The organism is Phyllobacterium sp. 628 (assembly GCF_014189505.1).
GTDB lineage: Bacteria > Pseudomonadota > Alphaproteobacteria > Rhizobiales > Rhizobiaceae > Phyllobacterium.
Genome location: NZ_CP050301.1, coordinates 2,141,401 through 2,164,703, shown reverse-complemented (window position 1 = coordinate 2,164,703; position 23,303 = coordinate 2,141,401). Strand labels below are relative to the sequence as shown.

Here is a 23,303-nt window from a genome sequence, read left to right as displayed (position 1 = left end):
GTCAGCGCTCCACCAATGCCATTTTAGCGTTGAACCAGTTCATGAAGAGCGATGTCGCCACACTCAGGCTGAGATAAACGATGATGAAAATAGCAACCACTTCGATGGAACGGCCGGTTTGATTGAGGATCGTTCCGCCGACAGCAAACAGATCCGGATACCCGACAGCGACAGCCAGTGACGAATTCTTCGTCAAGTTCAGATACTGGCTGGATAGAGGCGGAATAATGATGCGCATGGCCTGCGGCACAACAACAAGACGTGTTGTGGTTCCGGCCCGAAGCCCAAGGGCATGGGCGGCCTCACTTTGTCCCCTGCCAACCCCGCGAATACCGGAGCGCACAATCTCGGCAATGAACGATGCCGTGTAGAACGACAAGGCAAGATAAAGCGACATGAACTCAGGACCCACCAGCGAACCGCCGCTCAGATTGAATGCGCCGAGAACAGGACGGTCGAAGGTCAGCGGAAACCCTTTAAGGCCAAATGCCAGCAATGGCAGGCCTATAATCAAGGCAGCAGCCGTCCAGAGAACAGGGAACTGCTGGCCCGTTGCCATTTGTCGCTTGTAGGCCCAGCGGCGGACAAAAAACGTGCCGATCAGGGCAACGACAAATGCAACACCTGCCAACCAGGCGCCTTCCCCGAAGACTGGCACTGGAAAGAAGAAGCCGCGATTGTTCAGATAGGTACTGAATGGCAAAGCAATACTCTGCCGTGCCTGAGGCAAGATCGCCAGAACGCCGGAATACCAGAAGAAGATAACCAGCAGCGGCGGGATATTGCGGAAAACCTCGACATAAACAGTGCAGAGCTTACGGATAAGCCAGTTATGCGACAGACGGCCGACACCAATGATGAAGCCGAGAAATGTCGCGGTAATAATACCGGCAACGGCAACCAGCAATGTGTTCAAAAAACCGACATAGAGCGCGGTTATGTAAGTTGAGTCACTGGAATAATTGGTGAACGGATGGGAACTGATGTCAAAACCCGAACGTCCATCAAGGAAACCGAAACCCGACGCCAAGTGGGCGCGCTGCAAATTGGCAATAGTGTTGTTAACGACCCAGTAGCCCACTCCAAAGATTACAGCCAGAACGACGGCCTGGTATATATAACCACGGATTCTTGGATCGTTCAGTAGCGAAACTTTAGCGCTATCCGCGCCGACAGGCGTAATATCCTGCGATGCCATTGACCCCTCATTTCTTCTAAACGTTTATTTTTATCATTATTTTTATAATTGCTTGTTGGAAAAAGGAGGCATGGCCCCCTTCCCCTATTTCAAACTGATCGATTCAGAGATCAGCGGATCGGCATTGCGTACTGGAGACCGCCTTTGCTCCACTGAGCATTGATGCCGCGAGCAATCTTGAGCTTGCTGCCTGCGCCGACATTGGACTCGAACAGTTCGCCATAATTGCCGACGGCCTTGACGATATTGACAACCCAGTCATTGGTCAGACCGAGATCCGTACCGAGCTTGGTGTTGGCTTCCTGACCAAGCACGCGCTTGATTTCAGGGCTATCGCTCTTGGTCAGTTCTTCAACATTGGCCTTGGTGATACCGAGCTCTTCAGCAGTCAGCAGCGCAAAATGCGTCCAGCGGACAACGTCAGCCCACTGGCTGTCACCCTGACGAACGACCGGGCCGAGTGGCTCCTTGGAGATGATTTCCGGCAGAACAACGTGATCATCCGGTGCAGAAAGCGTCAGACGGATGGCATAAAGGCCGGACTGATCGGTCGTGTAAACATCGCAACGGCCTGCATCATAAGCTGCGTTGACCTCTTCCAGCTTCTCAAACACAACCGGGTTGTACTGCATCTTGTTCGCCTTGAAATAGTCGGCGAGATTGAGTTCCGTGGTTGTACCGGCCTGAACGCAAACTGATGCGCCAGAGAGTTGCAGTGCGGAGTTGATGCCCGACAGCTTCTTCGAATTGATCATGAAGCCCTGACCGTCATAATAATTGACGCCCGGGAAATCAAAGCCCTGTGTATCGCGGCTCAAAGTCCATGTGGTGTTGCGGATCAGAACGTCGATTTCACCCGATTGCAGAGCTGGAAGACGGTCCTTGGCCGAAAGCGGCGTGAACTTTACCTTGGTTGCATCGCCAAAAACGGCGGCAGCAACAGCGCGGCAATAATCGACGTCAAAGCCTGACCATTCGCCTTTGTCATTTGGCGCAGCAAAGCCGGCGAGACCGGTATTGACGCCACATTGTACGAAGCCTTTTTTCTTGACGTCATCAAGCGTACCAGCCGAAGCGGCTGCGGTCGCCAGCAGGACCAAAGCAGATGCTCCCAGAACGCTCTTCAAAACCAGATTTTTCATCACTACAAAACCCTTTAATTGTTGCCCGTGGTTCCCAGAGGGAAAACTTGCACATTGGCGGGTGCCCCCCGTGCCTTTTTATGGCTCCAATATGTCTCCCATTCACTCCCGCATCGAAGGGCATTCTGCGTGTTTGGTCAAGGGATAATCTTTGCTCAATAATTCGGCATAAACAGCAGAATGACTGCTTCTCAATTGTTTTTTCGATTATTTCTTATTCAAAAATTCAGTTTATCGCCAAAAATGATCGCGAAACCGCAAAATCGGGAAGAATCGGGTGCCATCAAACAGAAAGGCTGTCCGGTGTCCTGCAAGAAATCTGGCGAGAGCAACGGAAAAGAGGAAGCCGACACTGTAACCCGCAACCACATCGGTCGGGTAATGCGCCTTTGCAATAATCCGCGTAAATGCAATCACCATAGTTGCAAGGATAATTGGCAATCGCCAGCGCGGAAACCAGAGAGCCAGAACGGCCCCAACCGCCCCCATCGTTGTTGAATGCCCAGATGGAAAGCTGGCAAAGTCATATCCAGCCTGAAACGGTGAAAAGCCATTGGCACCGAGCGAGTCTATGAACTTCGGCCGGGCCCGGCCAATGCAGAATTTTGCGATGTTGGTGAGAATTCCCGAAAGCGCCAAAGCCCAAAAGGCAAATGTCGCTTGAGAATAGATAAGGCCGAACCGCACCCGTCTTGAATGGGGCAGCTTTCGCCAGTCGATGCCAATCAGACAGACCGCAATGAAGAAGGCGGGAACCAGATACCATTGCGACAGACCTATATCCGTCAAGGCGCGCATCGAGCTTAATGGCCCCTGATGCGACGAAAGACTGCTTGAAAGGACTTCGTCAAAAGGATGCAGCAGCAAAATACAGAAGAAGATCAGCACAGCCGCCATGGACATGCCGTTTGTCCAGGCTGGGGGCGTATTGGGACGCGGACGGGCTTTTATCCGGCGCAGAAAATTCGCGATAGATTGCCCGGAGCGCCTTATTACAGATAGGGATTGAGTGGTGTGGCTATCCGTCATCACATCTTTCGTTCTAGGCTGCTGGTCATACCGCATGCTCTGCTGTTGCAACGGGAACGCGGTGGCATTATCGACTTCTCACAACAGTTACAATTGTCATGCATCGTAATGCGGAGATTATCCATGGGTAAAGTGTCGGACAAAATGGCAAAATTCGGGATCAATACGCGCCTGGCCCACGGCGGCTATGATCCGCGCGATTATCATGGTTTTGTCAACCCACCCGTGGTGCACGCTTCCACCGTGCTTTTCCCCGATGCCGAAATGATGGCAAGCCATAAGCAGAAATACGGCTATGCGACGCATGGAACGCCGACAACCGATGCGCTTTGTCAGGCAATCGACGAGCTGGAGGGCTCATTCGGCACTCTTCTGGTGCCATCCGGCCTTGCGGCGGTGACGATTCCTCTTCTCGCTTTTCTAGCGCCCGGTGACCATTTGCTGATGGTTGATAGCGTCTATGGCAATACACGCTATTTCTGCAACACGATGCTGAAGCGGCTGGGCATTGAGGTGGAATATTACGATCCACTGATCGGGGCTGGCATTGAAACCCTCATACGCGCCAATACGAAGGTTGTGTTTACAGAATCGCCCGGCTCCAACACGTTCGAGATTCAGGACATTCCGGCAATCGCCGAGAAGGCGCATGCGGCTGGAGCCATCGTTATGATGGACAATACCTGGGCAACACCGCTCTATTTGAAGCCATTGGACTTCGGTGTTGATATCTCCATCCATGCTGCCACGAAATATCCGTCGGGACATTCGGACATCCTCATGGGTTCGATTTCGGCCAATGAAAAATGCTTCAAGCGTCTGGATGATGCCTATACGGCAATTGGTCTATGTGTGAGTGGCGATGATGCGTACGATGTCCTGCGCGGTCTGCGTACCATGGGTCTTCGCCTTGCACGTCACGGTGAGAATGCGCTTGAAATTGCGCGCTGGCTGGAAAAGCAACCCGGTGTCATGGAAGTTCTGCATCCGGCACTGGAAAGTCATGCGGGCCATACATTGTGGAAGCGGGATTTCACCGGATCTGCCGGCGTGTTCTCTATCGTCATTGATGGCGAGACAAAGCAGGCACGGGCCTTTTTGAATGCGCTTGATATTTTTGGACTTGGATATTCATGGGGTGGTTACGCAAGTCTGGCGCTTCAGGTCAATCTGACTGACCGCACTCTCACCGGTAAAAACTATAAAGGCGCGCTTATCCGGTTGCAGATCGGCCTTGAAGATGTCGCGGATCTTGTTGCTGATCTGGAAAAAGCGCTTGCCGCGGCCAAGGCGGCATGAACGCAATAAACAGAAGGTGATTATGTATCCTCGCCTGTTCTTGTTATGAGAGGCGCATGAGCAGGCTCGCCATTCTTCTGACATTTCTGACGGCGTTTTCGGTTGGCTGGGTGCCTGTGTTTGCAGCGCCTGCCCGTCTGGCAACAGAAATGACTGCTGATTCAAAGCTGCAGACCCACGCCATGAACAGCCATGCGCACGGGTGTGCCGGTGTTGAAAACCATTGCGCGGATACGGGCAAGCTCCCGCACCCTGCGCTTTGCTCCGCATGCATTGCCATCCCTGCCCTTGCAATCACCCCCATTGTCACACCATCGAGCAGGATGTTCGTTCCCCTCGGGGAAGAATTGCCTTTGGTTGCGCAAACCAAAGCGCCGCTCTCTCCACCTCCCAAATACCCGGTGAATACTTTCTATCCATCTTAAAGCGCAGGACAAAGGGTCTAATCCTGTGTCTGTCTGATTGACCTATGGAAAGATCACTTCAATGAAAACAACACTTTTTTCTACCGCAGCACTCGCCTGTCTGATTGGCTTGGCATCTCCGGCCTCGGCTCAGGATGCAAGTTCACACAAGATGATGAAACACGATGCCATGGACATGAAACCGGCAGGCGATCAAAGCGCCTCATCCAAGGCTTTTGTCGACGCCAATGCCAAAATGCACAAGGACATGGCCATTAAATTCAGTGGAAATGCCGACAAGGATTTCATGCGCGGCATGATCGCCCATCATCAGGGCGCGATCGATATGGCAAAAGTCGAACTGAAATACGGTAAGGATGAAGAAACGCGCAAACTTGCGACGGGCATTATTGCCGCGCAGGAGGGCGAAATCAAACAGATGAAAGCCTGGCTGCTCAAGAACGGCGGCTAAAATCAAAAAGAATGCCCGCCGCGGTCAGTCCGGCGGGCATTCAATTGGTTCAATTGGTCAGTTCAAGAAGCTTTTGGACGCATCTCGTAGGATGCCGCGCGCTTTTGTAAACTAAGTTCCCAAAGGCTATGAGCGGCATCCGCATAAGTTGATGTTCCAACCTTGAATTCGGCCGAACGTAGTGGCAGCAGGTCCTCGACGACGCCCAGCGTTCTGGCTGGAAGAATATCAGTACAGGTCCAAAGACGCCGGAACATGGCGCTGATGAGAACCTGCCTGCCATTCACCTCGATTTGAGGCTCGTCATTTCCGAGCTGCCAGTCCTCCAACGCGTCAATGGCGTCCTGAAAGGCACTATGCAATATGACGGGCGCGTGGCCCTCATGAAGTGGGTGCAGCAAACCAGGCATTCCTGTCTCCTCACTCTTGTGTTGCACTTGCACGGGGGCTCCCGGCAATCGAATCATAAGGGCGAGTGGATGCAATCAGCAAGCCAAAACTTCAATACAAGACCAATTAGCTAGAGATTTATGATTAAATTGAGTTTTCTCTACAGTTTTAAATATCAATATTGATATTTTTATTACGGAAATCGAAGCAATATATTGATATAGATAAACAATAGTGACTTCTGTAATACGGCGTATGCCTTCAATTTACCACCATACAAACGGAATTCAATAATGCAGGGTTGTGTTAGATAGATTGCAGCAGATTCCCGGTTCCATCTTGCCAAAACCGCGCCGTTGGCCCATTCATGTCCCGCTGTTCGTGATCGAGGATATTGGCACATGACGACAAAACACCTTCAGGTGATCATTCTTGCTGCGCTGCTTGCCGGCTGCGGTAATATACAGGGACAGCTTGACCGCGAGAAAATTTCGTCATTGCACTATGACACAACTGAATGTCCTGCCCTTCTGGCCCAGAGAAACGCAGCGATGACACAGGTCAGCCAATTGACCAATGGCGCAGGCTATCGGGAACCGCAGGTGATTACTGGGTTCGGCCCTATCCTGCCGGACTATCGCACAGCCAACCAGAAGAAGGCCGGAGCATTGCAGGGGCAAGTTGATTCAATGAACCGCTCTATCCAAAGACGGAAATGCGCGGGCGCGTGATTATTTGATCTTGCGCAGCAAAATGGCCCCTTTCGGGGCCATTTCTATTTCAAACAACAAGGTTTCAGCTACCGCGCAGCATCTTGCACAATTGCACGAGTGAAGTGTCATAACTCATCGCATTTGACGATATTTCCATGCAACGGATCTTTAGCTTCAAACGATCCTGGCTAGTCAATCCAGCCAACCGGGCAGAGATAACGTTCGAGTTGATACCACCGCTGGGCTTAACACCGCTCGGGTTTGTGCCACCACCTATGGTGATACCGCCTCCAGGCTTCGTACCGCCTGGATTGGTACCACCTGGGTTTGTCCCACCTGGAGTCGTACCACCTCCACCACCAATTCCGACACCAACGCCAACGCCGATTCCGCCCGGACCGCCGACATTTGCGCCAACTCCGGCACCGATACCGCCGGAACCAATTCCTGCGCCCAAGCCTGCGGTAACACCATTGCTGCCGCCAACGTTGGCTCCGACGCCTGCACCGATTCCCTTACTGCCAATACCGGCTCCAGCTCCAGCGGTCACACCGCCACTACCACCTACATTGGCACCGAGACCAGCATTGACACCGGCATTGTTGACCGAGGCTCCTGCACCGGCATTGATGCCACTGGCACCGCCTATAGACGCTCCCGCTCCAGCAGCGATACCTTTTGATCCGCCGATCGAGGCATCAGCACCTGCCTTAATGCCACCGAGGTTGGCGCCAACGCCAACGCCGAGTCCGCCATTCTTCGATCCGCCGACCGAAACACCGCCAACTGACAAGCCTCCAGCCAACGCAGACGTAGCAAAAGCTGCCAATAGAAGAGAACCGGCAACAATGTAACTCGTCCTTTTTTCAAACTTTTTCATTACATCCTCCCTACTCGTTTATTATTCTCACATCTAAACCAGATATAGAGATGTTTACTTTAATACTTAAAATAAAAAATTTCAAACTATTTGATAAAATCAAAAATACGAAAATCATTCTTACTTTCTTTAATAAATTTTCGACAAACACATAAGAAGACTAGAAACCTAATCTCTATATTAAACTTCAAATTTTATGCAACAATGATGAATTTTTGCATATATGCTTCGCGCAATAAAAATCACATTGCTTCATATGTTGCGTCTATAGACACGGTTAAACTCAATATAAGTTTCATATCTTCGAAGTTTTGATAAAACTGTGTTTTTCTCGATTATTATTTTGGATACCGAAATCAATACATAAAAATGTGCATACGCCAGCAAATGCGCATGAATTACCGAATTTGGAACCTCTGATCAGCAACTCGTGAGGATGTGCGCACCCCGCAAATCTCTTTCGGCACGAGAAAAAGCGAACTTGGATCAAGCACGCAAGACAGCAATGAATTGCCGCGGAACTATATCTATTCTTTTATGGACGATTTTATTCAAATTTTTAATGTAACGAAACAAGCAGTTAAGCATAAATATTGGTGACTATTTGCTAACCAGTTTCTTTAAGTCAGCCGAAATTGTTCGAAGCCTAAATTCACGACGGTTCAACGAAACCGCGTCAAACGTAACGCTTCAACAGGGATACACAACATGACAACTCTTTTCACACGCTTTCTCAAGGATGAGTCCGGCGCGACAGCCATCGAATACGGCCTGATTGCTGCCCTCATCTCCGTTGCCATCATTGCAGGTGCCGGCACCCTCGGAAACTCCTTGAATGCTGCCTTCTCCGGCCTCGGCACCAAGCTGAACACAGCCATCGCCAAGACTGCACCATAAAAAACACCCCAGATTCTGATTTGATACCAAACCCCAAACATTGGGGTTTGGTATTCAACTTATCTGATGAGGCACTATCATAATCCGGAATAACGGATCAGCGCCTTGATATTATAGTTGATTTATACATTCATATTTATTTAATAAACAGAATGATTTACATCCACCCGCAAACATTGTCATCTCATTCTGCTTAGGAATAAGCTTGAAAAAACTACCGCGGGGGCGACATCATGATCTTTGGCATGACATACTATACTTTCTTTCATGTTCTCATCAGTCTCGTCGGCATTGTATCAGGCCTTGCCGTGCTTTCAGGTCTGCTGAAATCAGACCGTAAAGATGGCTGGACATTGATCTTTCTTGTAACAACAGTCGCAACAAGCCTTACCGGATTCGGCTTTCCCTATCAGGGTTTTACGCCAGCCATTGGCGTCGGCATCATATCAGTTGTTTTCCTGGCTGCCGCGATTGTCGCGCGTTATAGCTTCCATCTCACAGGCGCGTGGCGATGGATCTATGTGGTGAGCGCCATCATTTCGCTTTACTTCAACGTCTTCGTTCTGATCGCGCAATCGTTCCAGAAAATACCGGCGCTTAATGCCCTCGCCCCAACCGGATCGGAGCCGCCGTTCGCGATCGCGCAGGGGATTGTGCTGGTGGTGTTTATCATCGCCGGATTTGGTTCACTGCGAAAGTTTCATCCAAACACCGACTAGCGACAGCACCTTCTTCGAAAGATACTCGACACCGTCAGGCCAGCGAACTAAACCTGACCGGAAATCGAGGGACATGTTCATGAAATCCATCTATCTTTCGACAGCATTCATGCTTGTCCTGCAAACTGCCAGCTACGCGCAACCGATAGACAGCTACACGGCGCGTCTCAGTTCTACGGACCACTTTAATTCAAATGGTCAGCGGCTCGACAGTGCTGCCGCAATCATTCGGCAGGACCGGGCAAATTACTATGTTTACGGAGAGAGAGATTCTGAAGATGCGGGTGACAGTTTTTTCCGCAGCAAGGAAAATCGTGCCCGTCTTGAGAGCATGCTCAATCACGGTAATTTCACGCAGGGAACGCGACGCGCAATCATCAATGGTACGCCGCTGATCCATGTTGATATCTATGAAGATTATATCGAAGTCGCTGTCGAATCTGACTGATGCATCCACTAAATCGTCCCCATACCCGCATGATTCAGGTCTTGAAGCCATGCGGGTGTGGCGATCTTTCAAATCAGATGAACTGAAATATTAAATCTCCCATCGCCCTTCACTCGGTGATATAATTCGCGTCATTGAATTGTTTTCGTATTGCCACGCTGGTTGAATGTGACTTGGTCCTCACACCTTCTGCAGGCTCAAAATCCGTTGACCATTGCCTGGCCAAGCTGGTGCGGGAGAAAGCAATGGATGAAGAAGAACGGAAAGAACGAGAGCAATATGCTCCCTATCTGACGCCCATATGGGGATACCTTATTCTGTTCCTCATTATCGTGCCAATCGTCTTGGTGCTTGGTCGCAAGTTTGGACGGTAATTCCCTAAAAAATCTATATTTCCAAACTTTCCAGCAGTTCGGCAAGCAGCAGCACATCATCACCAAGTGACCGGTCTTCCTCGAGCTTCGGCACCACGGAACGAACAAGTCTATACGTTTGCAGGGTGCCTTCGCCGCATCGGTGTTCTGGCCGCAAATCAACTGCTTGTGCTGCTGCAAGCATTTCGCAGGCGACCAGTTGCCGCCAAAGATCAATCATTTCTGCGCATTTGGTGATCGCCAGAAGCGTCTGCGTGGCATGATCTTCAACGCCTTCTGAAACCGGCAGGAAATCCAGCGTAACAGGGTTGGCCTTGTGGCGGATGGCGCCAATAAGGGCAGTCACAGTCTTTTGCAGTGGCACAAAACCCGCAGAGGCTCCGCCAACCGGCGAGAGATAGCGCGGGAGCCCATTGCGGCTCGAGCCTGTTAGCTGAATAAAACGGGCTGCACTGGCAAGTCCCGTCTGGGCAACAGCGAGCCCCAGTGTCTCGAACGCCAATGCGAGGGATGGCGTGTGAAAATTTCCTGTCGATAGCACTCGGCCTTCGTCAACGATAACCAAGGGATTGTCCGCAGCTGAATTGAGTTCGATTTCCACCGCTTCGATTGCTGCGGCCAAGGTTTGAGAGAGCGCTCCATGGATTGATGCAACGCAGCGCAGACTAAGCGGGTCCTGCAGGGCGGTTTTGGCTTCAAACAGCATTGAGCCTTGGAGGCGGGCGAGAAGTTTTGCAGCCTCCGCCTCTTGTCCTGCCGCCGGACGAGCCTGCTGGATGGCTGGGATCAGTATAAGCGGATTGCCACCAAGCCCTTCAAAACTGAGTGCCACGGCCTGCCTCTGCCATTCAAACACAGCGCCTGCGTCGACAAGGGCGAGAGCAGCTTGTCCCGCTGATACAGCAGAAGCATTGAGAAGAGACAGACCGTCTTTGGGGCCGAGCCTGGAAGGCAGCAGACCCGCCTTTGACAGCGCTTCAGCGGAAGTCAGAACTTCACCCTGATATTCCGCCTGTCCTTCACCAATCATGGTTCGGGCAATTGCGGACAAAAGAACGAGATCACCGGCGCCGATGGAGCCAATGGATGGCACGATGGGATGCACCTTGTTGTTCAACAATGCCAGCAGATCATCGAACACAGCCGGTGAGATACCCGAACCGCCAACCGCTAGCATGAACAATCTTGCCGCCATGACCGCGCGTGTCACGTCTCGTGGAAGCGACGGACCGATACCCGCTCCTCGCCCACGCACAAGCTGTTGCTGGAAAACACCTGTACTATCCGTGACCGATGTTTTCAGGTTGGCACCGAGGCCCGTATTCAACCCGTATATCTGTTGCCCGGAAGCCGCTGCCTGATCGAGGACGGCTCGAGCGCGAGTTAGTTTAACGGAAATATCTGGTCCCGCCTTAACCACCCAATCTTTGCGCGCGATCGCTGCAATATCCGCAACCGTTATCCCTGAGCCTTTGAGAACGACCGTGTTCATGCAAACCGCAATCGTTGGCCGATATTATTGGCTTTGGCTTTTTCCAGCATGGCATAGCCCAGCGCAATATCGCTGAGGGAAAGGCCGCGATGCCAGAACAGGATGGTTTCATTGTCATTTTCACGGCCGGTTTTATGACCGGCGACGATCTGGCCGAGTTCGGCGTGTAGAGTCTGCTCCGACAGTTTTCCTGCCTCGACATGGGCGCGAAGCGATCCAAACTTGCCGCCCTTGCACTGGCCCCAATCATCAACCACCAGTTTGTCCATGATATCGGTCAGCGACAGCTCGACTGCGCTCATGGTGCCGTAAGGCACGACAAAGGCACCTGGCTTGATCCATTCGGTCTTCAGCATGGGTTGCGGTTCGGGCAGGCGCGACGCTTCAACCACAATGTCAGCCCCTTCGACACAAGCCTGCCAGTTGTCGACAACGGTAATCTTCTTGCCAAGGTCGTTGGACAGTTTTTCAGCAAAGGCATCGCGGCTTTCCGGACGGCGCGAATGCACGCGGATCTCGTCAAAATCATAAAGAGAATCCAGGAGTCGCACATTCCAATAGGCCGTGCCGCGAGCCCCGATATGCCCCAGTACCTTTGAATTCTGACGCGCCAAATACTTTGCGCCTAACGCCGTAATAGCACCCGTCCGCATGTCGGTAATCACAGTTGCATCGAGAATGGCTTTCGGAGCGCCGGTGCGCGGATCGAACAAATTGAGCACACCAAATTCAGAGGGGTAGTTGAGCTTGTAATTATCAACGAAGTCGCCAACAATTTTCACTCCGGCAAGGTTCAGCGGCGCAACATATCCACGCAACACATTGAAATGCCCGTGAAAGGATGCATCGGGCTCAAGATGCACGCGCGGTTCGATGACCGTCTGATTGTTGCCTTGTGCCGCCAATGAAGTTTCGATCGCGGCGAGAATTTCCGCATTGGTGAGTTCCAGTGCCTCGATATCAAGGGCGTTGAGATAGTCGATATAGATCGGTTTCATGCTGTTCTTTCTGTTCATGCTGCACGCGCCGGTATTTTGATGCCAAGATTTTCCCGCAATGTGCGCCCTTCATACTCCGTGCGGAAGAGACCGCGACGGCGCAATTCCGGCACAACCAGCGTGACGAAATCGTCACGCCCTGTCGGAAAAAGTGGCGGCATGACATTAAAGCCGTCGGCGGCTTTGCCAAGGAACCGCTCTTCCAGCTCATCGACAATCTGGCCTGGCGTACCGATCAGCTGCCAGTGTCCCCGCGCTCCGGCAAAATGACGGGCCAATTCGCGGATCGACAGATTATCACGGCGGCCAAGATCAATGATGAGTTGCTGCCGGCTCTGAATGCCATCGGTTTGCGGCATTTCCGGCAAAGGGCCATCGAGGGAATGCTTCGATAGATCCTTGATGCTGAGATAGCTCGCAAGCAGGGCAACGCCGACTTCATCCGGGATCAGTTCCTGCAAGGCCTTGTATTTTGCCCGCGCTTCGCTTTCCGTACTGCCAACGATGGGTGAAACGCCCGGCATGATCTTGAGTTGATCTGCATGACGGCCGAATTTCGGCAATCGCGCTTTCAAATCGGCATAAAAAGCTTGCGCTTCACCAATGGTCTGGGCTGCCGAAAAGACAACATCCGCAGTCTTTGCGGCAAGATCCTTGCCGGCATCCGATGCGCCTGCCTGTACCATCAAAGGCCTACCTTGCGGCGAACGCTGGCTATCAAGTATCCCGGTAACAGTGAAATGTGCGCCATTGTGATCAACGGGATACAGCTTTGATGGATCGGCATAGATGCCGCGCTCGCCGTCGATCACATAGGCACCATCATCCACACTATCCCAGACCGCCACGGCTGCCTCGGCAAACTCCTGGGCCCGCTCGTAGCGCTGATGGTGTGGTCTCAAACCGCTTGAAACAAAATTCTCTGCCTCAAGCTCACTGGCCGATGTCACCAAATTCCAACCAGCTCGTCCGCCGCTGAGTTGATCCAGCGAGGCGAAGGTACGCGCCAGACCATAGGGTTCATTGTAGGTCGTTGATGCTGTGGCAACGAGCCCGATATGTGTCGTGTTGACGGCCAGCGCCGCCAACAGGCTAAGCGGCTCGAAGCTGGTCGAGCGTGCGGCTTGGCTGGCGATATCGGGATTACGTTCACGAATAGCAGCGGCGTCTTCGATAAAGACCATGTCGAATTTGGCCGCTTCAGCCATCTGCGCCAGTGCGATGAAGTGTCTGATATCACCACCGGCATTTGCATGTGCATCCGGATGACGCCATGCAGCGATGTGATGGCCGCCCGCCATGAGAAACGCTCCGAGTTTCATCTGTTGGCTGCTCATGACTCACGCTCTTTACGTGTCGCAGGATGAGGTGGATACGGAAGACCGAGATGATCGCGCAGTGTCTTTCCATCATAGGCATTACGGAAAAGACCACGCCGTTGGAGTTCCGGGACAATCGCGTCGACAAAACCTGTCACGCCCTCTAGAACAATCGGCGGCAGAATGATGAAGCCATCGATACCCAAGGTTTGGGTCCACAGCTGCAGCGTGTCGACAATATCGACGGCGGTGCCAATTGCCTGAAGTCCTTGAGGATCGGTATCGGGCAGGACCGGCTGTGAGCCGAGCCTATCGAACAGCGCCTGCGCGTCCTCGCTTGTCTTGCCGATATAAGGAACGGCGTTTGCGAGAATGCGGACATGCTGACGTTCGCGCCCCGCGATCTGCAGACGATGAAGAAATTCGCTGATCAGCACCTTCGCATCATCCAGCGAAGAGGCGGCGAGAAAAATCACATCGGCAGAGCGAGCAGCAAGTTCGATTGTTTCCGGCGTCAGACTTTGAGTGATGACCGGCCGTCCCTGCGGCGAGCGATTGACATTGAGCGGCCCGCGAACCGTGAAATACGTTCCCTTGTGATTGAGGACGTGCATCTTATCAGGCTCAAAGACACGCCCGCGCACCTTGTCATAGACAAAGGCGTCGTCTTCCCAACTGTCCCAGAGACCCCGTACGACCTCAAGATATTCGTGATCGCGGTCAAGCTGTTCCGATATGATTATGTTCCAGCCTGTCCGGCCCTCGCTGATCGAATCCATTGAGGCAAATCGCCGGGCGAGATTGTAGGGTTCGTGCTGGCTTGTCGATGCCGTTGCTACAAAGCCAATCCTGTTGGCGACTGTTGCAAGAGCCGCCACAAGCGTGGTCGGTTCGAAAGGAACCGCAAGCGGAGAAAGGCTGTTCAAAGGCCGATGGCCGAAACGATCTGCCAACAGCACAAAATCAAACCCGCCTTCCTCGGCGGCTTTCACCTGTGCAGCCAGATGCGTGAAGCCGAGCGCATGTGTATCGCCACTCATCTCGCGCCATGCTGCCGGATGATGGCCGAACGGCGACAGGGCGAGGCCAATATGCATCAGCCCGCATCACCGGCGCTGACACGTATCTCGTCGATCTTTTCATTATAGAAGGAGATCAGCCCCTTGATCCGGCTGCTTTCATGGAGAGGTTCTGGATAATACCAGACGATGTTCTCATGGCGTTTTCCGTCGAGATCAAAATGGTAATAGGATGCCCTGCCCTTATAGGGGCAATAGGTCGTCAGTGGACTATCGGTCAATGACCCGGCTATGAGGTCTTCGGCGGGGAAATAGTAGCGCGCGATGAGGTTCGTCTCAAACAGGAAGATCGCCCGGGTGGTTCGTGCCACCAGCTTGCCATCGACAAACACTTCGACAAGGCGGGAACTGTTGATAGTATCAACCCGCCAATGAACATTGCGCGGGTGGCCAAAGATTTCCTCATCTTCCTCAAACCAGCGCACGGCATTCCAGGCAACGGTCGTGTAACCGGAAAAGTCCGGCACTCCATCCGGAACAGTCTCGTAGCTCCACGCGCTGTCTTCAGCGCCTTCCAGCGACCAATAGCGCCTTGCCCCCAAAGCCGGTGACGCGCCTGTTTTGGACGATGGTTTGAGCGCGCCTTCGTGAAAATCGCTCTTGGGCAAGTAGTAGACCGGGTGTCCACCGTTCTCATAAATGACAATCGCGTGTATGGTATCGGCGATTGTCTGCTCACCGATTTTCAGGCGTATGCGGCGATGGGTTGGCTCAATCAGGACGGCTGGAATTTCCGAAGAACGATAGGCAATGGACATGTGACATCTCCAAAGTTGCATTTGTTTGGCTATGCCTGACCGGCTGAGGTCAGACTGAAAAAATAGCGTCCCGGGTCAGTTGCCCCTTCACCACTCCGGTTGCATCAACCACGGCAAGCAAGTCGCTGTTTGCCGCAACCATCAGCGCCAGCGCATCGCGCAGATTGCTGGCGGGCGCGACAGTATGTGCTCCATCCCGCGGTTTGTCTGACGTCATGGCATTGCTGACAGTAAACAGGCTCAGGCGCTTGATTGCCCGGTCTATGCCGACGAAGTTTTCGACAAATGCGTCAGCGGGACGTGACAGGATGGCGTCAGGCGTGTCGTACTGAACGATCTTGCCGCTCTTCATGATCGCAATCCGGTCACCAAGGCGAATGGCTTCATCAAGATCATGGGTAACAAGCACCACCGTTTTGCGGACACGCTGGAGAATCTGCCGGAATTCATCCTGCAGACGGGTGCGTGCAATTGGATCGATTGCGCCAAAAGGCTCATCCATCAAAAGCACTGGCGGATCAGCTGCAAGCGCACGCGCCACACCGATGCGCTGACGCTGTCCGCCCGAAAGCTGGCGCGGAAAGCGTTTCAGCATTTCAGCCGGATCAAGACCAACAAGATGCAGCAGTTCATCCGTGCGGTTTCTGATTTTTGCATCGTCCCAGCCAAGAAGTTTGGGTACAGCGGCGATATTCTGGGCAATGGTCATGTGCGGAAACAGGCCAACCTGCTGAATCACATAACCAATGTGGCGGCGCAGGATAACCGGATCAACTTTGGTGACATCCTCGCCATTGACGATGATTGTGCCCTCAGTCGGGTCAATCAGCCGGTTGATCATGCGCATTGTCGTTGTCTTGCCGCAGCCGGACGGGCCGATCAGCGCAACCGTGGACCCTTCGGGTACGATAAGGCTGAGATCGTCAACCGAAGCAACGCTGCCTTCCGTATAGCGCTTGGTGACGTGTTTCATATTGATCATGCGGTTTTTCTCTCTGCGAAGAAGACTTTTTCGGCAAAGCCAAGAGTGAACTCGGTGGCAAGTGCCAGCAGGGCGATGGGAATGGCTCCAACCAGAAGGCGCGACATATCCATCATACTGATGCCGACAGCGATAAAATCGCCAAGACCACCGCCGCCAATGAACGGCGCGAGCGTCGCCCCCGCAAGCACCTGCACTGCGGCTGTACGGGCACCTGCAAACATGGCCGGCGCGGCAAGCGGAACACGGATTTTACGCAGCACCTGTCCCCGGCTCATGCCCATGCCAATGGCTGCTTCCACTGCGTCAGGGTCGACATCGCGCAGGCCAATATACGCATTGAGCAAGATGGGCGGCAAGGCCAGAACGGTGAGCGCGACGATGGACGGCCACAGGCCTATGCCAAGCAATGGCATCATGATTGCAAGAATGGCAAGGCTGGGAATGGTGCGCAATGCGTTGATGGAATTGATGACCGTGAAAGCCAGCCCGCTCCGGTTGATAATGAGAATGGCGAGAGGCAGGCCAATGGCGAGCGCAAAAACCAGCGAAATACCGGACATCACCAGATGCTGGCCGAGCGCACGCAGAAATTCCGGCTGGTTGTTGACGATCCAGGTGAATGCGGTGATCAGCATGGTCACACCCTCACCGCCAGCGAACCAGAGCTTTTTCAGCCTGGCTCAGAACGAGATCGAAGAAGATGGCCATAAGTGCAGTCAGAATACCGCCAACGAGGATCTTTTCAGTGTAGCTTTGGTCAATGCCCATCAGAATAATCGTGCCAAGACCGCCGCCGTCGATAAAGGCCGCGACAGTGGCAATGCCAATAACGGTGACGAGTGCAATACGAATACCAGAAACGATCAGAGGCAAAGCCAGTGGGAGTTCAATGCGCACAAGGCGCTGCCACCCGTTATAGCCCATGCCGTCAGCTGCATCGAGTACATCGGCAGGAACACCGCGCAGGCCGGTCACCACGTTGCGCAACAAAATAAGCAGGCAATAGGACGAGAGCCCCACTAGTGCCGGCTTGGTGCCAAGTCCAAGCCACGGGATCAACAATGCAAACAATGCGAGGCTGGGAATGACGAAAATGATGCCCGTTATCGTGAGAACGAAGGCATAGAGTCTCTGCCGCCGGGCGCAAATGATCCCGAGAACCAGCGCAATGACCAGCCCGATCAACACAGAGGAAACCGACAACACCAGATGCTGCCAGGTTGCGTTGAGAATCTCAGGAATATGCTTGGGAGCCCAGTTCACTCTTATTGTTCCGTATCAATTGGAATAAAACAGCGGAGATGCAGTCATCTCCGCCGTATCGTCTGCAAAAGAGCGAAGGTCCAATGGCCCTGCCCCTATGACTTTAGATGCCTTTTTCCTTCAGGAAGGCTTCTGCAACTTCCTTCGGTTCTTTCTTGTCGCGCTCGACTGCGGCATTGAGTTCACGCATGTTCTCATTGGTCAGCAATGGACTGACCTTGTTGAGAACTTCGGCAATCTTCGGATTCTTGGCCAATGTGTCCTGGCGGACGACCGGCACCAGATAATAGGGCGGGAACAAGTGCTTATCATCATCCAGCACGACAAGCTTGTTGTCTGAAATCTGCCAATCAGTGCTGAACCCATAGGACACATCGATGTTCTTGCTGGTGAGCGCGCTGTAGCGGATGCCGAGCTTGGCGAAGATGCGGAAATCCTTGAACACAATGCCATATGTCTGTTTGAGACCCGGCAAGCCGTCCTTGCGCTCACCGAAGCCACCCTCTGCGCCAAAGCTCAGGTCTTTCGAAACAGGCCCCAGATCAGTCAGCGTCTTCAGTTTGTATTTTTCGGCAGTTTCCGGCAGCGTGATGATCGCATAGCCATTGTTGATCTTGGTGGGTTCAAGCAGCGTTAGCTGCAGGTTCTTCTCGTAATAATCCTTGACGTCCTTGTAGATCTTGTCCGCCGAGCCGGACAGATCGCCCTTCACAACGGCGGCAAGCGCAGTGCCAGTATATTCCGGGTAGAGGTCGATTTCGCCGTTCACCAATGCGGAATGGGCGATCAGCGTTGCACCAAGATTGGTGCGGCGTTCAACCTGAACACCGGCCTTCTCCAGGGCCTGCGCATAGATCTCTGCAACGACAAATTGTTCGGTGAAATTCTTGCTGCCGATCTTAACTGCCTGTGCAAAGCCCGGCGTTGCTGCCGCCAATGCCACCAACACCCCCAACCCCATGGAGGCTACGCTTTTCAAAATCATGATTTACCCTGCGAGCTGACGTAGGATTTTTACGTATCCTACTGGTTTCGTTGTTCATTTCGCATGCTAGCAATCCCGGGCGTCAAGTTCGTAGAACAAACTCCCAATATTTCCCGCCTAAGTAGAAATTATTTGCCACCCGATTGCAATCGGGGCATTGCTCTTTGAAAAAATTTATCAATTGTGGAGGCGGAGCGCCGCGCGTGTAAAACGAATAGGGCTGTCCTCGCCACCGGATTCCCACGCTTTGGATGAAACACCTATCGGTACCATGAGGATCAGAATCCCTATCCAAAACAGCCCGTGAAGCTCCGCCAATTTTTACCGAAATCCGGGCCCCGAGAAGAAATCTCCGCATTCGTTTTGTCTGATGAATCGATTCTGCCGGGCCTGATGGAATCAGCAAAAAATGTTTCAATTTTTTGAAATAATGCGACGAGATCATCCTCTCGCATGCCGCCGTATCTATCAGATTTCATGTGGTTTTGTGGCATTACAACGCTAAAGGCCCCGCACTTTTGGAAAAGTTTCAAGAATTGAGACTAAAGTACAAGTATGTGTCGCCGAACGGCTTTTTTTGGCGGATATCGTCTTGTGTTTCGCCCCCTCCTCCAATTTGCTGACATCAGACCTGCCATCGCTTTGGCTGAGAATGTTTGGAAAGGGCCGCTTGAGTGCTTACTTTGTACTTTTTGGAAGATTACCGAAATCCGGGCCATTCAAAACAAGAGAACGAAATGGCGACACATCATACTGAAAAGCCAGCCACCAAAAAGAAGACCGGAAAGACCACCACAACCAAAGCAGTTGCGTTGCCGAACTGGGATGAGCTTGCAGCGCGGCGTGTCAAGCTCGAGGACCGGCTTGTCAAAAAGCTGAAGTCGCGTCACATCGTGCGCAAACTCAAAGTCAAGATGCTCGCCAAGTAGTTTTGGCCTGCGCCAAACATGAAGCCGGAACGTCTCGACCAAGATTTTACAGGCAAAGTGGCCACATTCTCAAGGCATCCGGCAATCGCGCCGGATCAAATGGCTTAGCCTTATAGTCTCACTATATTTTTCATCTTGTTTCTGATCTGCTCGTGAATGGCGCAGCGTAAATATAGCTGCGGCGGGACGAAGATCACGACATTTTCACTTCTATAATTACAGATGTTCTGATTGCATATTCCCGTAAAAGTTGTATCTAATTTAATTCAGTTTTGTGCCAGCCTGGAACTCCAACATATGTCTGACGATAATAAACAACCCAGCGTATTTGCAGGCTCCTGGCGGCTTGCAATCATCATGCTTGTCATTCTGGTTATTGTCTGGATGATCGGCAGAGCTTACGCATTTCAATTTTAAGTTGAAAAAATGAATTTCAACCTGAACGCATCATTGAGTGCGCGCGGCTATATTTTTCCTTTGAAAAAAGCGCAATCCTTCTCCCGACCGTAGCATAAGCGCCAAAGTGAATCACCTCGCGCCACGGCTGATACGCGGCAAAATATTGTCACAGTCGGGAACTTTTTGTGCACGAAATGAATTAATTTCATGAATTAGCTTTGACATTTCTGTTTCATCTTGATGGAATGGGCATCTGCAGACGAATTCAGGGAACATTCGAATGTATGAAGATGATGAAGACGAACAGCACTTGCACTATAATACGCCAGCCTGGGCGCACTTACTTGTGTTTGGCTTTGCTCTTGCAATAGCCGTGCTGATTAGTCAGCTCTGCTCGTCCATGGCTTGACGAAACGTCTCATGCTTTTGAGCGGCGAAAAGTTTCAGCACTGATGCTCATTCCAATTTCAGACTTGTCCTAGATCAGGCGGTCCCGATCTGCTGGGTCCGGCAGCCAACATGTTTCGTGCCTGCCAAAAAGCCAATGCCGGTTCCGGGCAATCACCCGATACAAAGGATCGCGGATAAAGCGTGGCACCACGCGCAATAGACCGGCAATCCGCCACGGCCAGCCAAGCCCCGCATAAATCGCCAGAACCGCATCAGAATTTCTAAGCACTTGCTCCCGATCAACGAGAATCATTGTTTCCGGATCGTGGGGATCAATGCCACTGCGCCGATAAAGCGCTGCCCCTACCCCGTCCTGCATTGAAGCCAGACGAAAGCGGCGTTGATGATCATGACGAAGAATGAACTGTGCGTTCGTTGAACACATCACACAGAGTGCATCAAATACGACAATCGGCCCTCGCGAGATAATCTCGTTGAGCTCGACAGGCGATGGAATCGTCCCGGTGCTGTTCTTCAAGTCCATGCTTCACCATAACGTTGGGACATATCCAAATAAAATTCCTTACAGATATGTTCTGGACATAGGGATAAGCCTGCATTGTTGCAACTGCGGGAGGCAGCAAAGTCGACGGTCCCAGACATATCAGTGTGGGCCGTTGCGTTTGGTGATCATCCGACCCCTTGGTGTTCTATGCAATCTACCCGGACGCTCGCTTAACTGTTAACAATCACAAGCAGACACGTTGGCTCCAAGAGATCAAAAAATGATTGAGATACTCGAAACCGGCTTCTTTATCTCACTTGGCATCATCCTCGCCGTGCTCGTCGTTCGCGAATTTCTCTATTCTACGCCACGGGACACAGGCAAAGCTGACGCGAACGCCACTGGAGATAGTGGTGATAGTGCAGCGGGAGCATCCTGCGATACCAGTTCCTCATCCTGTGATAGCAGCGGCGGTGATGGTGGCGGAGGTGACTGAATAAAACGGTCACAGTTTGGGTTCAATATTATCGCTCACATCAGCCGTTGAGACTTACACTCTCTCCGGTTCAAGCTGAATGCACAGGCCAATACCATGTTTAGCGGATATATCATTTGCGGCACGCCGAGAACCGGCAGTACCCTGCTTTGCGATCTTCTCAAATCCACGAACGTCGCTGGCAATCCCAAATCATTCTTTCGCCGCCAGAGCATATCCCGGTGGGTGGAGCAATGGGGGCTGCCGGATGCGCAAACACTGGGAGAAACCGATTTCAAGAATGCATATTTAAAAGCCGTCATCAAAGCGGGAAAGGCCGGGACCGATGTTTTCGGCCTTCGTCTCATGAGAGAGAATCTTGACGAGCTTTCTGCATTTCTCGATCAGATTTTCCCGTTGCTTCCCTCAGATAAGATGCGTCTGGAGGCCGCTTTCGGTCATCCCCTCTACATTCACCTCACCCGTGAGGATAAGCTCGCGCAGGCCATCTCGCTGATAAAAGCTGAACAGACGGGCCTTTGGCATATTGCGCCGGACGGCACAGAAATTGAAAGGGTCGGCACACCAAAGCACCCTGAATACGACTTTGAACGCATTCATCGTGAAAGGACGGATCTGGAACGGTATGACGCGGCGTGGATATCAGGGTTTGATGATCAGAAGATCAAGCCACTTCATATTGCTTATGAGACACTCGCAGTCGAGCCCGCAGAAACGCTTGCCCGCATCTGTGATGCTTTGGGTGTATCGTCACCATCTGCCGATACAATAAAACCTGGTGTTGCAAAGCTGTCGGATGAAATTAGCGCTGACTGGATGCGCCGATACAGTTCAGACATTGAAAAAATGACTGAGCCGACGTTTCCCGAAGCACAGAATTCGGCAATCTGCGCGTCTCAATGAAGAGCTCTATGTCGTTCGGCTTTAACAAATGCTTGGCGCTGATTGGCATTGTATTTAACATAACAAGAAGGCAGTAACGGCAATATCCGGCGCCTGCTTACTTCAGGAGAACTCATGTTTGACCACGTGAAATTTGGCGTCAGCGACTACGCAGCGAGCAAAGCGTTTTATCTCAAGGCACTCGAACCGCTTGGCGTGGCCATTGTTGGAGAAGGTGTCCCCACTTACGGCGTCGAGCTTAGCCCAAAGGGCAAAGCATCCTTATGTCTGTACCAAACCGATGAGAAGCCAGCGCATCTTCACCTGGCATTTACAGCCGAGAAACGCGAGCAGGTCGACGCATTCTATCGCGCGGCTCTGCAGACCGGTGGCAAAGACAATGGTGCGCCTGGTCTGCGCCCGCGCTACCACGCGAACTATTATGCAGCTTTCGTCATTGATCCAGACGGGCACAATATCGAAATGGTGTGCCACGAACCTGATGTCTCGTGACTTCTACTTCTAGAACCGCTCGTTATTCAAATCGCCGGTAATCGTCCGGCTTTGTCAAAATGGCCCGCACCATATCAAAAAACTCGGGGACTGTTTGTTCGAGATCTTCAACGTTTATCTCTTGCCAGTATCGCTGTTTAAATTCCTGTTCGGCACTTCCTTTAAAAACAAGGAGGAAGCGGGCCATCTCCGCAATCAACTTTGCTTTTGTGCTTTCATCTGAAACCCTGGCATAGGCCGAGATTGCCTCGGGTACAGTCTCATGTTCCAAATCCATATCCTGGTGGAAATACCCGCCAATGAGTTGGAAAAGCTCCGGAAAATCCTGTGGTTCCTGTTTCATGT

At 52.1% G+C, this 23,303-nt stretch carries 29 protein-coding genes; 13 read left to right on the top strand and 16 right to left on the bottom strand.

The genetic code is table 11. The annotated features are described in order from the left end of the window. Position 1: 1 nt before the first annotated feature. The 3 genes from HB779_RS12265 to HB779_RS12255 all read right to left on the bottom strand — a co-directional run bounded on the left by HB779_RS12265 (position 2) and on the right by HB779_RS12255 (position 3,243). Positions 2–1,198, bottom strand: coding sequence for an amino acid ABC transporter permease (locus HB779_RS12265; protein WP_188342675.1), 1,197 nt, complete (start codon positions 1,196–1,198; stop codon positions 2–4). 110 nt (positions 1,199–1,308) lie between these two features. Beyond that, entirely contained in the window at positions 1,309–2,340 is a 1,032-nt protein-coding gene (locus tag HB779_RS12260) for an amino acid ABC transporter substrate-binding protein (RefSeq protein ID WP_188342674.1), read from the bottom strand. Between the two features lie 231 nt (positions 2,341–2,571). Beyond that, positions 2,572–3,243: a phosphatase PAP2 family protein gene (locus tag HB779_RS12255; RefSeq protein ID WP_188342673.1), complete on the bottom strand. Its 672-nt coding sequence runs from the start codon at positions 3,241–3,243 to the stop codon at positions 2,572–2,574. Between the two features lie 249 nt (positions 3,244–3,492). Between HB779_RS12255 and HB779_RS12250 the strand changes: the two genes are divergently transcribed. The 3 genes from HB779_RS12250 to HB779_RS12240 all read left to right on the top strand — a co-directional run bounded on the left by HB779_RS12250 (position 3,493) and on the right by HB779_RS12240 (position 5,544). Then, on the top strand, positions 3,493–4,668 hold the full coding sequence (locus HB779_RS12250; protein WP_188342672.1) for a cystathionine beta-lyase: 1,176 nt from the start codon (positions 3,493–3,495) through the stop codon (positions 4,666–4,668). A gap of 56 nt (positions 4,669–4,724) precedes the next feature. Beyond that, positions 4,725–5,093: a hypothetical protein gene (locus HB779_RS12245; protein WP_188342671.1), complete on the top strand. Its 369-nt coding sequence runs from the start codon at positions 4,725–4,727 to the stop codon at positions 5,091–5,093. Between the two features lie 61 nt (positions 5,094–5,154). Then, entirely contained in the window at positions 5,155–5,544 is a 390-nt protein-coding gene (locus tag HB779_RS12240; RefSeq protein ID WP_188342670.1) for a DUF305 domain-containing protein, read from the top strand. 62 nt (positions 5,545–5,606) lie between these two features. On the opposite strand, the gene HB779_RS12235 is transcribed toward HB779_RS12240, so the two are convergent. Next, a complete protein-coding gene (locus tag HB779_RS12235) occupies positions 5,607–5,954 on the bottom strand; it encodes a hypothetical protein (RefSeq protein WP_188342669.1) in 348 nt (115 codons plus the stop codon). 381 nt (positions 5,955–6,335) lie between these two features. Between HB779_RS12235 and HB779_RS12230 the strand changes: the two genes are divergently transcribed. Next, the gene (locus tag HB779_RS12230) at positions 6,336–6,665 is read left to right on the top strand and encodes a hypothetical protein (RefSeq protein ID WP_188342668.1); all 330 of its coding nucleotides are present in this window, start codon (positions 6,336–6,338) and stop codon (positions 6,663–6,665) included. 64 nt (positions 6,666–6,729) lie between these two features. On the opposite strand, the gene HB779_RS12225 is transcribed toward HB779_RS12230, so the two are convergent. Then, the gene (locus HB779_RS12225) at positions 6,730–7,527 is read right to left on the bottom strand and encodes a hypothetical protein (RefSeq protein WP_188342667.1); all 798 of its coding nucleotides are present in this window, start codon (positions 7,525–7,527) and stop codon (positions 6,730–6,732) included. 708 nt (positions 7,528–8,235) lie between these two features. On the opposite strand from HB779_RS12225, the gene HB779_RS12220 reads away from it, so the two are divergent. From HB779_RS12220 to HB779_RS25600, 4 genes are all read left to right on the top strand, one after another. Further along, a complete protein-coding gene (locus tag HB779_RS12220; RefSeq protein WP_188342666.1) occupies positions 8,236–8,424 on the top strand; it encodes a Flp family type IVb pilin in 189 nt (62 codons plus the stop codon). A 245-nt stretch (positions 8,425–8,669) separates the two neighbouring features. After that, on the top strand, positions 8,670–9,143 hold the full coding sequence (locus HB779_RS12215) for a hypothetical protein (protein ID WP_244642356.1): 474 nt from the start codon (positions 8,670–8,672) through the stop codon (positions 9,141–9,143). Between the two features lie 79 nt (positions 9,144–9,222). Next, positions 9,223–9,591, top strand: a complete 369-nt coding sequence (locus tag HB779_RS12210; RefSeq protein WP_188342664.1) for a hypothetical protein — start codon at positions 9,223–9,225, stop codon at positions 9,589–9,591. Between the two features lie 245 nt (positions 9,592–9,836). Further along, positions 9,837–9,965 (top strand): hypothetical protein, encoded by a 129-nt coding sequence (locus HB779_RS25600; RefSeq protein WP_256440587.1) that lies wholly within the window; start codon positions 9,837–9,839, stop codon positions 9,963–9,965. 13 nt (positions 9,966–9,978) lie between these two features. On the opposite strand, the gene hutH is transcribed toward HB779_RS25600, so the two are convergent. The 9 genes from hutH to HB779_RS12165 form a co-directional block, all read right to left on the bottom strand. After that, positions 9,979–11,457, bottom strand: a complete 1,479-nt coding sequence (gene hutH, locus HB779_RS12205) for a histidine ammonia-lyase (RefSeq protein ID WP_188342663.1) — start codon at positions 11,455–11,457, stop codon at positions 9,979–9,981. Next, on the bottom strand, positions 11,454–12,455 hold the full coding sequence (locus tag HB779_RS12200; protein ID WP_188342662.1) for an ornithine cyclodeaminase family protein: 1,002 nt from the start codon (positions 12,453–12,455) through the stop codon (positions 11,454–11,456). Before HB779_RS12200 ends, hutH begins: the two co-directional genes overlap by 4 nt. A gap of 14 nt (positions 12,456–12,469) precedes the next feature. Continuing rightward, the gene (locus tag HB779_RS12195; RefSeq protein WP_188342661.1) at positions 12,470–13,792 is read right to left on the bottom strand and encodes an LLM class flavin-dependent oxidoreductase; all 1,323 of its coding nucleotides are present in this window, start codon (positions 13,790–13,792) and stop codon (positions 12,470–12,472) included. Continuing rightward, positions 13,789–14,871: an LLM class flavin-dependent oxidoreductase gene (locus tag HB779_RS12190; protein ID WP_188342660.1), complete on the bottom strand. Its 1,083-nt coding sequence runs from the start codon at positions 14,869–14,871 to the stop codon at positions 13,789–13,791. Before HB779_RS12190 ends, HB779_RS12195 begins: the two co-directional genes overlap by 4 nt. Next, positions 14,871–15,611, bottom strand: coding sequence for a DUF427 domain-containing protein (locus tag HB779_RS12185; RefSeq protein WP_188342659.1), 741 nt, complete (start codon positions 15,609–15,611; stop codon positions 14,871–14,873). Before HB779_RS12185 ends, HB779_RS12190 begins: the two co-directional genes overlap by 1 nt. A 49-nt stretch (positions 15,612–15,660) precedes the next feature. Next, positions 15,661–16,593: an ABC transporter ATP-binding protein gene (locus HB779_RS12180; protein WP_188342658.1), complete on the bottom strand. Its 933-nt coding sequence runs from the start codon at positions 16,591–16,593 to the stop codon at positions 15,661–15,663. After that, positions 16,590–17,231, bottom strand: coding sequence for an ABC transporter permease (locus HB779_RS12175; protein WP_188342657.1), 642 nt, complete (start codon positions 17,229–17,231; stop codon positions 16,590–16,592). Before HB779_RS12175 ends, HB779_RS12180 begins: the two co-directional genes overlap by 4 nt. A 10-nt stretch (positions 17,232–17,241) precedes the next feature. Next, positions 17,242–17,859, bottom strand: a complete 618-nt coding sequence (locus tag HB779_RS12170; protein WP_188342656.1) for an ABC transporter permease — start codon at positions 17,857–17,859, stop codon at positions 17,242–17,244. A 103-nt stretch (positions 17,860–17,962) separates the two neighbouring features. Next, on the bottom strand, positions 17,963–18,844 hold the full coding sequence (locus HB779_RS12165; RefSeq protein ID WP_188342655.1) for a glycine betaine ABC transporter substrate-binding protein: 882 nt from the start codon (positions 18,842–18,844) through the stop codon (positions 17,963–17,965). A 737-nt stretch (positions 18,845–19,581) separates the two neighbouring features. On the opposite strand from HB779_RS12165, the gene HB779_RS12160 reads away from it, so the two are divergent. Further along, positions 19,582–19,773, top strand: coding sequence for a hypothetical protein (locus HB779_RS12160; protein WP_188342654.1), 192 nt, complete (start codon positions 19,582–19,584; stop codon positions 19,771–19,773). A 679-nt stretch (positions 19,774–20,452) separates the two neighbouring features. Beyond that, positions 20,453–20,581: a hypothetical protein gene (locus tag HB779_RS25595; RefSeq protein WP_256440582.1), complete on the top strand. Its 129-nt coding sequence runs from the start codon at positions 20,453–20,455 to the stop codon at positions 20,579–20,581. 69 nt (positions 20,582–20,650) lie between these two features. Here HB779_RS25595 and HB779_RS12155 read toward each other — a convergent pair whose 3' ends face one another. After that, a complete protein-coding gene (locus tag HB779_RS12155; RefSeq protein WP_256440581.1) occupies positions 20,651–21,100 on the bottom strand; it encodes a thiol-disulfide oxidoreductase DCC family protein in 450 nt (149 codons plus the stop codon). Between the two features lie 247 nt (positions 21,101–21,347). On the opposite strand from HB779_RS12155, the gene HB779_RS12150 reads away from it, so the two are divergent. The 3 genes from HB779_RS12150 (at position 21,348) to HB779_RS12140 (ending at position 22,958) form a co-directional block, all read left to right on the top strand. Continuing rightward, positions 21,348–21,563 carry a hypothetical protein gene (locus tag HB779_RS12150; protein WP_188342652.1) on the top strand — a complete coding sequence of 72 codons (216 nt, stop codon included), beginning with the start codon at positions 21,348–21,350 and terminating at the stop codon, positions 21,561–21,563. Positions 21,564–21,659: 96 nt separating this feature from the next. Further along, complete coding sequence (locus HB779_RS12145; RefSeq protein WP_188342651.1) at positions 21,660–22,466, top strand: Stf0 family sulfotransferase; 807 nt, start codon at positions 21,660–21,662, stop codon at positions 22,464–22,466. 114 nt (positions 22,467–22,580) lie between these two features. Beyond that, positions 22,581–22,958: a VOC family protein gene (locus HB779_RS12140; protein ID WP_188342650.1), complete on the top strand. Its 378-nt coding sequence runs from the start codon at positions 22,581–22,583 to the stop codon at positions 22,956–22,958. Between the two features lie 22 nt (positions 22,959–22,980). Here the strand turns inward: HB779_RS12140 and HB779_RS12135 are convergent, their stop codons facing one another. Continuing rightward, entirely contained in the window at positions 22,981–23,301 is a 321-nt protein-coding gene (locus HB779_RS12135) for a contact-dependent growth inhibition system immunity protein (RefSeq protein WP_188342649.1), read from the bottom strand. Positions 23,302–23,303: the final 2 nt, after the last annotated feature.

What these genes read in the sequence shown, in the direction of transcription:
- HB779_RS12265 (WP_188342675.1), bottom strand. Translation starts at nt 1,198, where the DNA reads ATGGCATCGCAGGATATTACGCCTGTCGGCGCGGATAGCGCTAAAGTT.
- HB779_RS12165 (WP_188342655.1), bottom strand. Translation starts at nt 18,844, where the DNA reads ATGATTTTGAAAAGCGTAGCCTCCATGGGGTTGGGGGTGTTGGTGGCA.
- HB779_RS12220 (WP_188342666.1), top strand. Translation starts at nt 8,236, where the DNA reads ATGACAACTCTTTTCACACGCTTTCTCAAGGATGAGTCCGGCGCGACA.
- HB779_RS12225 (WP_188342667.1), bottom strand. Translation starts at nt 7,527, where the DNA reads ATGAAAAAGTTTGAAAAAAGGACGAGTTACATTGTTGCCGGTTCTCTT.
- HB779_RS12140 (WP_188342650.1), top strand. Translation starts at nt 22,581, where the DNA reads ATGTTTGACCACGTGAAATTTGGCGTCAGCGACTACGCAGCGAGCAAA.
- HB779_RS12235 (WP_188342669.1), bottom strand. Translation starts at nt 5,954, where the DNA reads ATGCCTGGTTTGCTGCACCCACTTCATGAGGGCCACGCGCCCGTCATA.
- HB779_RS12260 (WP_188342674.1), bottom strand. Translation starts at nt 2,340, where the DNA reads ATGAAAAATCTGGTTTTGAAGAGCGTTCTGGGAGCATCTGCTTTGGTC.
- HB779_RS12200 (WP_188342662.1), bottom strand. Translation starts at nt 12,455, where the DNA reads ATGAAACCGATCTATATCGACTATCTCAACGCCCTTGATATCGAGGCA.
- hutH (WP_188342663.1), bottom strand. Translation starts at nt 11,457, where the DNA reads ATGAACACGGTCGTTCTCAAAGGCTCAGGGATAACGGTTGCGGATATT.
- HB779_RS25595 (WP_256440582.1), top strand. Translation starts at nt 20,453, where the DNA reads ATGTATGAAGATGATGAAGACGAACAGCACTTGCACTATAATACGCCA.
- HB779_RS12240 (WP_188342670.1), top strand. Translation starts at nt 5,155, where the DNA reads ATGAAAACAACACTTTTTTCTACCGCAGCACTCGCCTGTCTGATTGGC.
- HB779_RS12160 (WP_188342654.1), top strand. Translation starts at nt 19,582, where the DNA reads ATGGCGACACATCATACTGAAAAGCCAGCCACCAAAAAGAAGACCGGA.
- HB779_RS12185 (WP_188342659.1), bottom strand. Translation starts at nt 15,611, where the DNA reads ATGTCCATTGCCTATCGTTCTTCGGAAATTCCAGCCGTCCTGATTGAG.
- HB779_RS12230 (WP_188342668.1), top strand. Translation starts at nt 6,336, where the DNA reads ATGACGACAAAACACCTTCAGGTGATCATTCTTGCTGCGCTGCTTGCC.
- HB779_RS12145 (WP_188342651.1), top strand. Translation starts at nt 21,660, where the DNA reads ATGTTTAGCGGATATATCATTTGCGGCACGCCGAGAACCGGCAGTACC.
- HB779_RS12250 (WP_188342672.1), top strand. Translation starts at nt 3,493, where the DNA reads ATGGGTAAAGTGTCGGACAAAATGGCAAAATTCGGGATCAATACGCGC.
- HB779_RS12150 (WP_188342652.1), top strand. Translation starts at nt 21,348, where the DNA reads ATGATTGAGATACTCGAAACCGGCTTCTTTATCTCACTTGGCATCATC.
- HB779_RS12195 (WP_188342661.1), bottom strand. Translation starts at nt 13,792, where the DNA reads ATGAGCAGCCAACAGATGAAACTCGGAGCGTTTCTCATGGCGGGCGGC.
- HB779_RS25600 (WP_256440587.1), top strand. Translation starts at nt 9,837, where the DNA reads ATGGATGAAGAAGAACGGAAAGAACGAGAGCAATATGCTCCCTATCTG.
- HB779_RS12215 (WP_244642356.1), top strand. Translation starts at nt 8,670, where the DNA reads ATGACATACTATACTTTCTTTCATGTTCTCATCAGTCTCGTCGGCATT.
- HB779_RS12255 (WP_188342673.1), bottom strand. Translation starts at nt 3,243, where the DNA reads ATGTCCATGGCGGCTGTGCTGATCTTCTTCTGTATTTTGCTGCTGCAT.
- HB779_RS12135 (WP_188342649.1), bottom strand. Translation starts at nt 23,301, where the DNA reads ATGAAACAGGAACCACAGGATTTTCCGGAGCTTTTCCAACTCATTGGC.
- HB779_RS12245 (WP_188342671.1), top strand. Translation starts at nt 4,725, where the DNA reads ATGAGCAGGCTCGCCATTCTTCTGACATTTCTGACGGCGTTTTCGGTT.
- HB779_RS12190 (WP_188342660.1), bottom strand. Translation starts at nt 14,871, where the DNA reads ATGCATATTGGCCTCGCCCTGTCGCCGTTCGGCCATCATCCGGCAGCA.
- HB779_RS12175 (WP_188342657.1), bottom strand. Translation starts at nt 17,231, where the DNA reads ATGCTGATCACCGCATTCACCTGGATCGTCAACAACCAGCCGGAATTT.
- HB779_RS12210 (WP_188342664.1), top strand. Translation starts at nt 9,223, where the DNA reads ATGAAATCCATCTATCTTTCGACAGCATTCATGCTTGTCCTGCAAACT.
- HB779_RS12180 (WP_188342658.1), bottom strand. Translation starts at nt 16,593, where the DNA reads ATGATCAATATGAAACACGTCACCAAGCGCTATACGGAAGGCAGCGTT.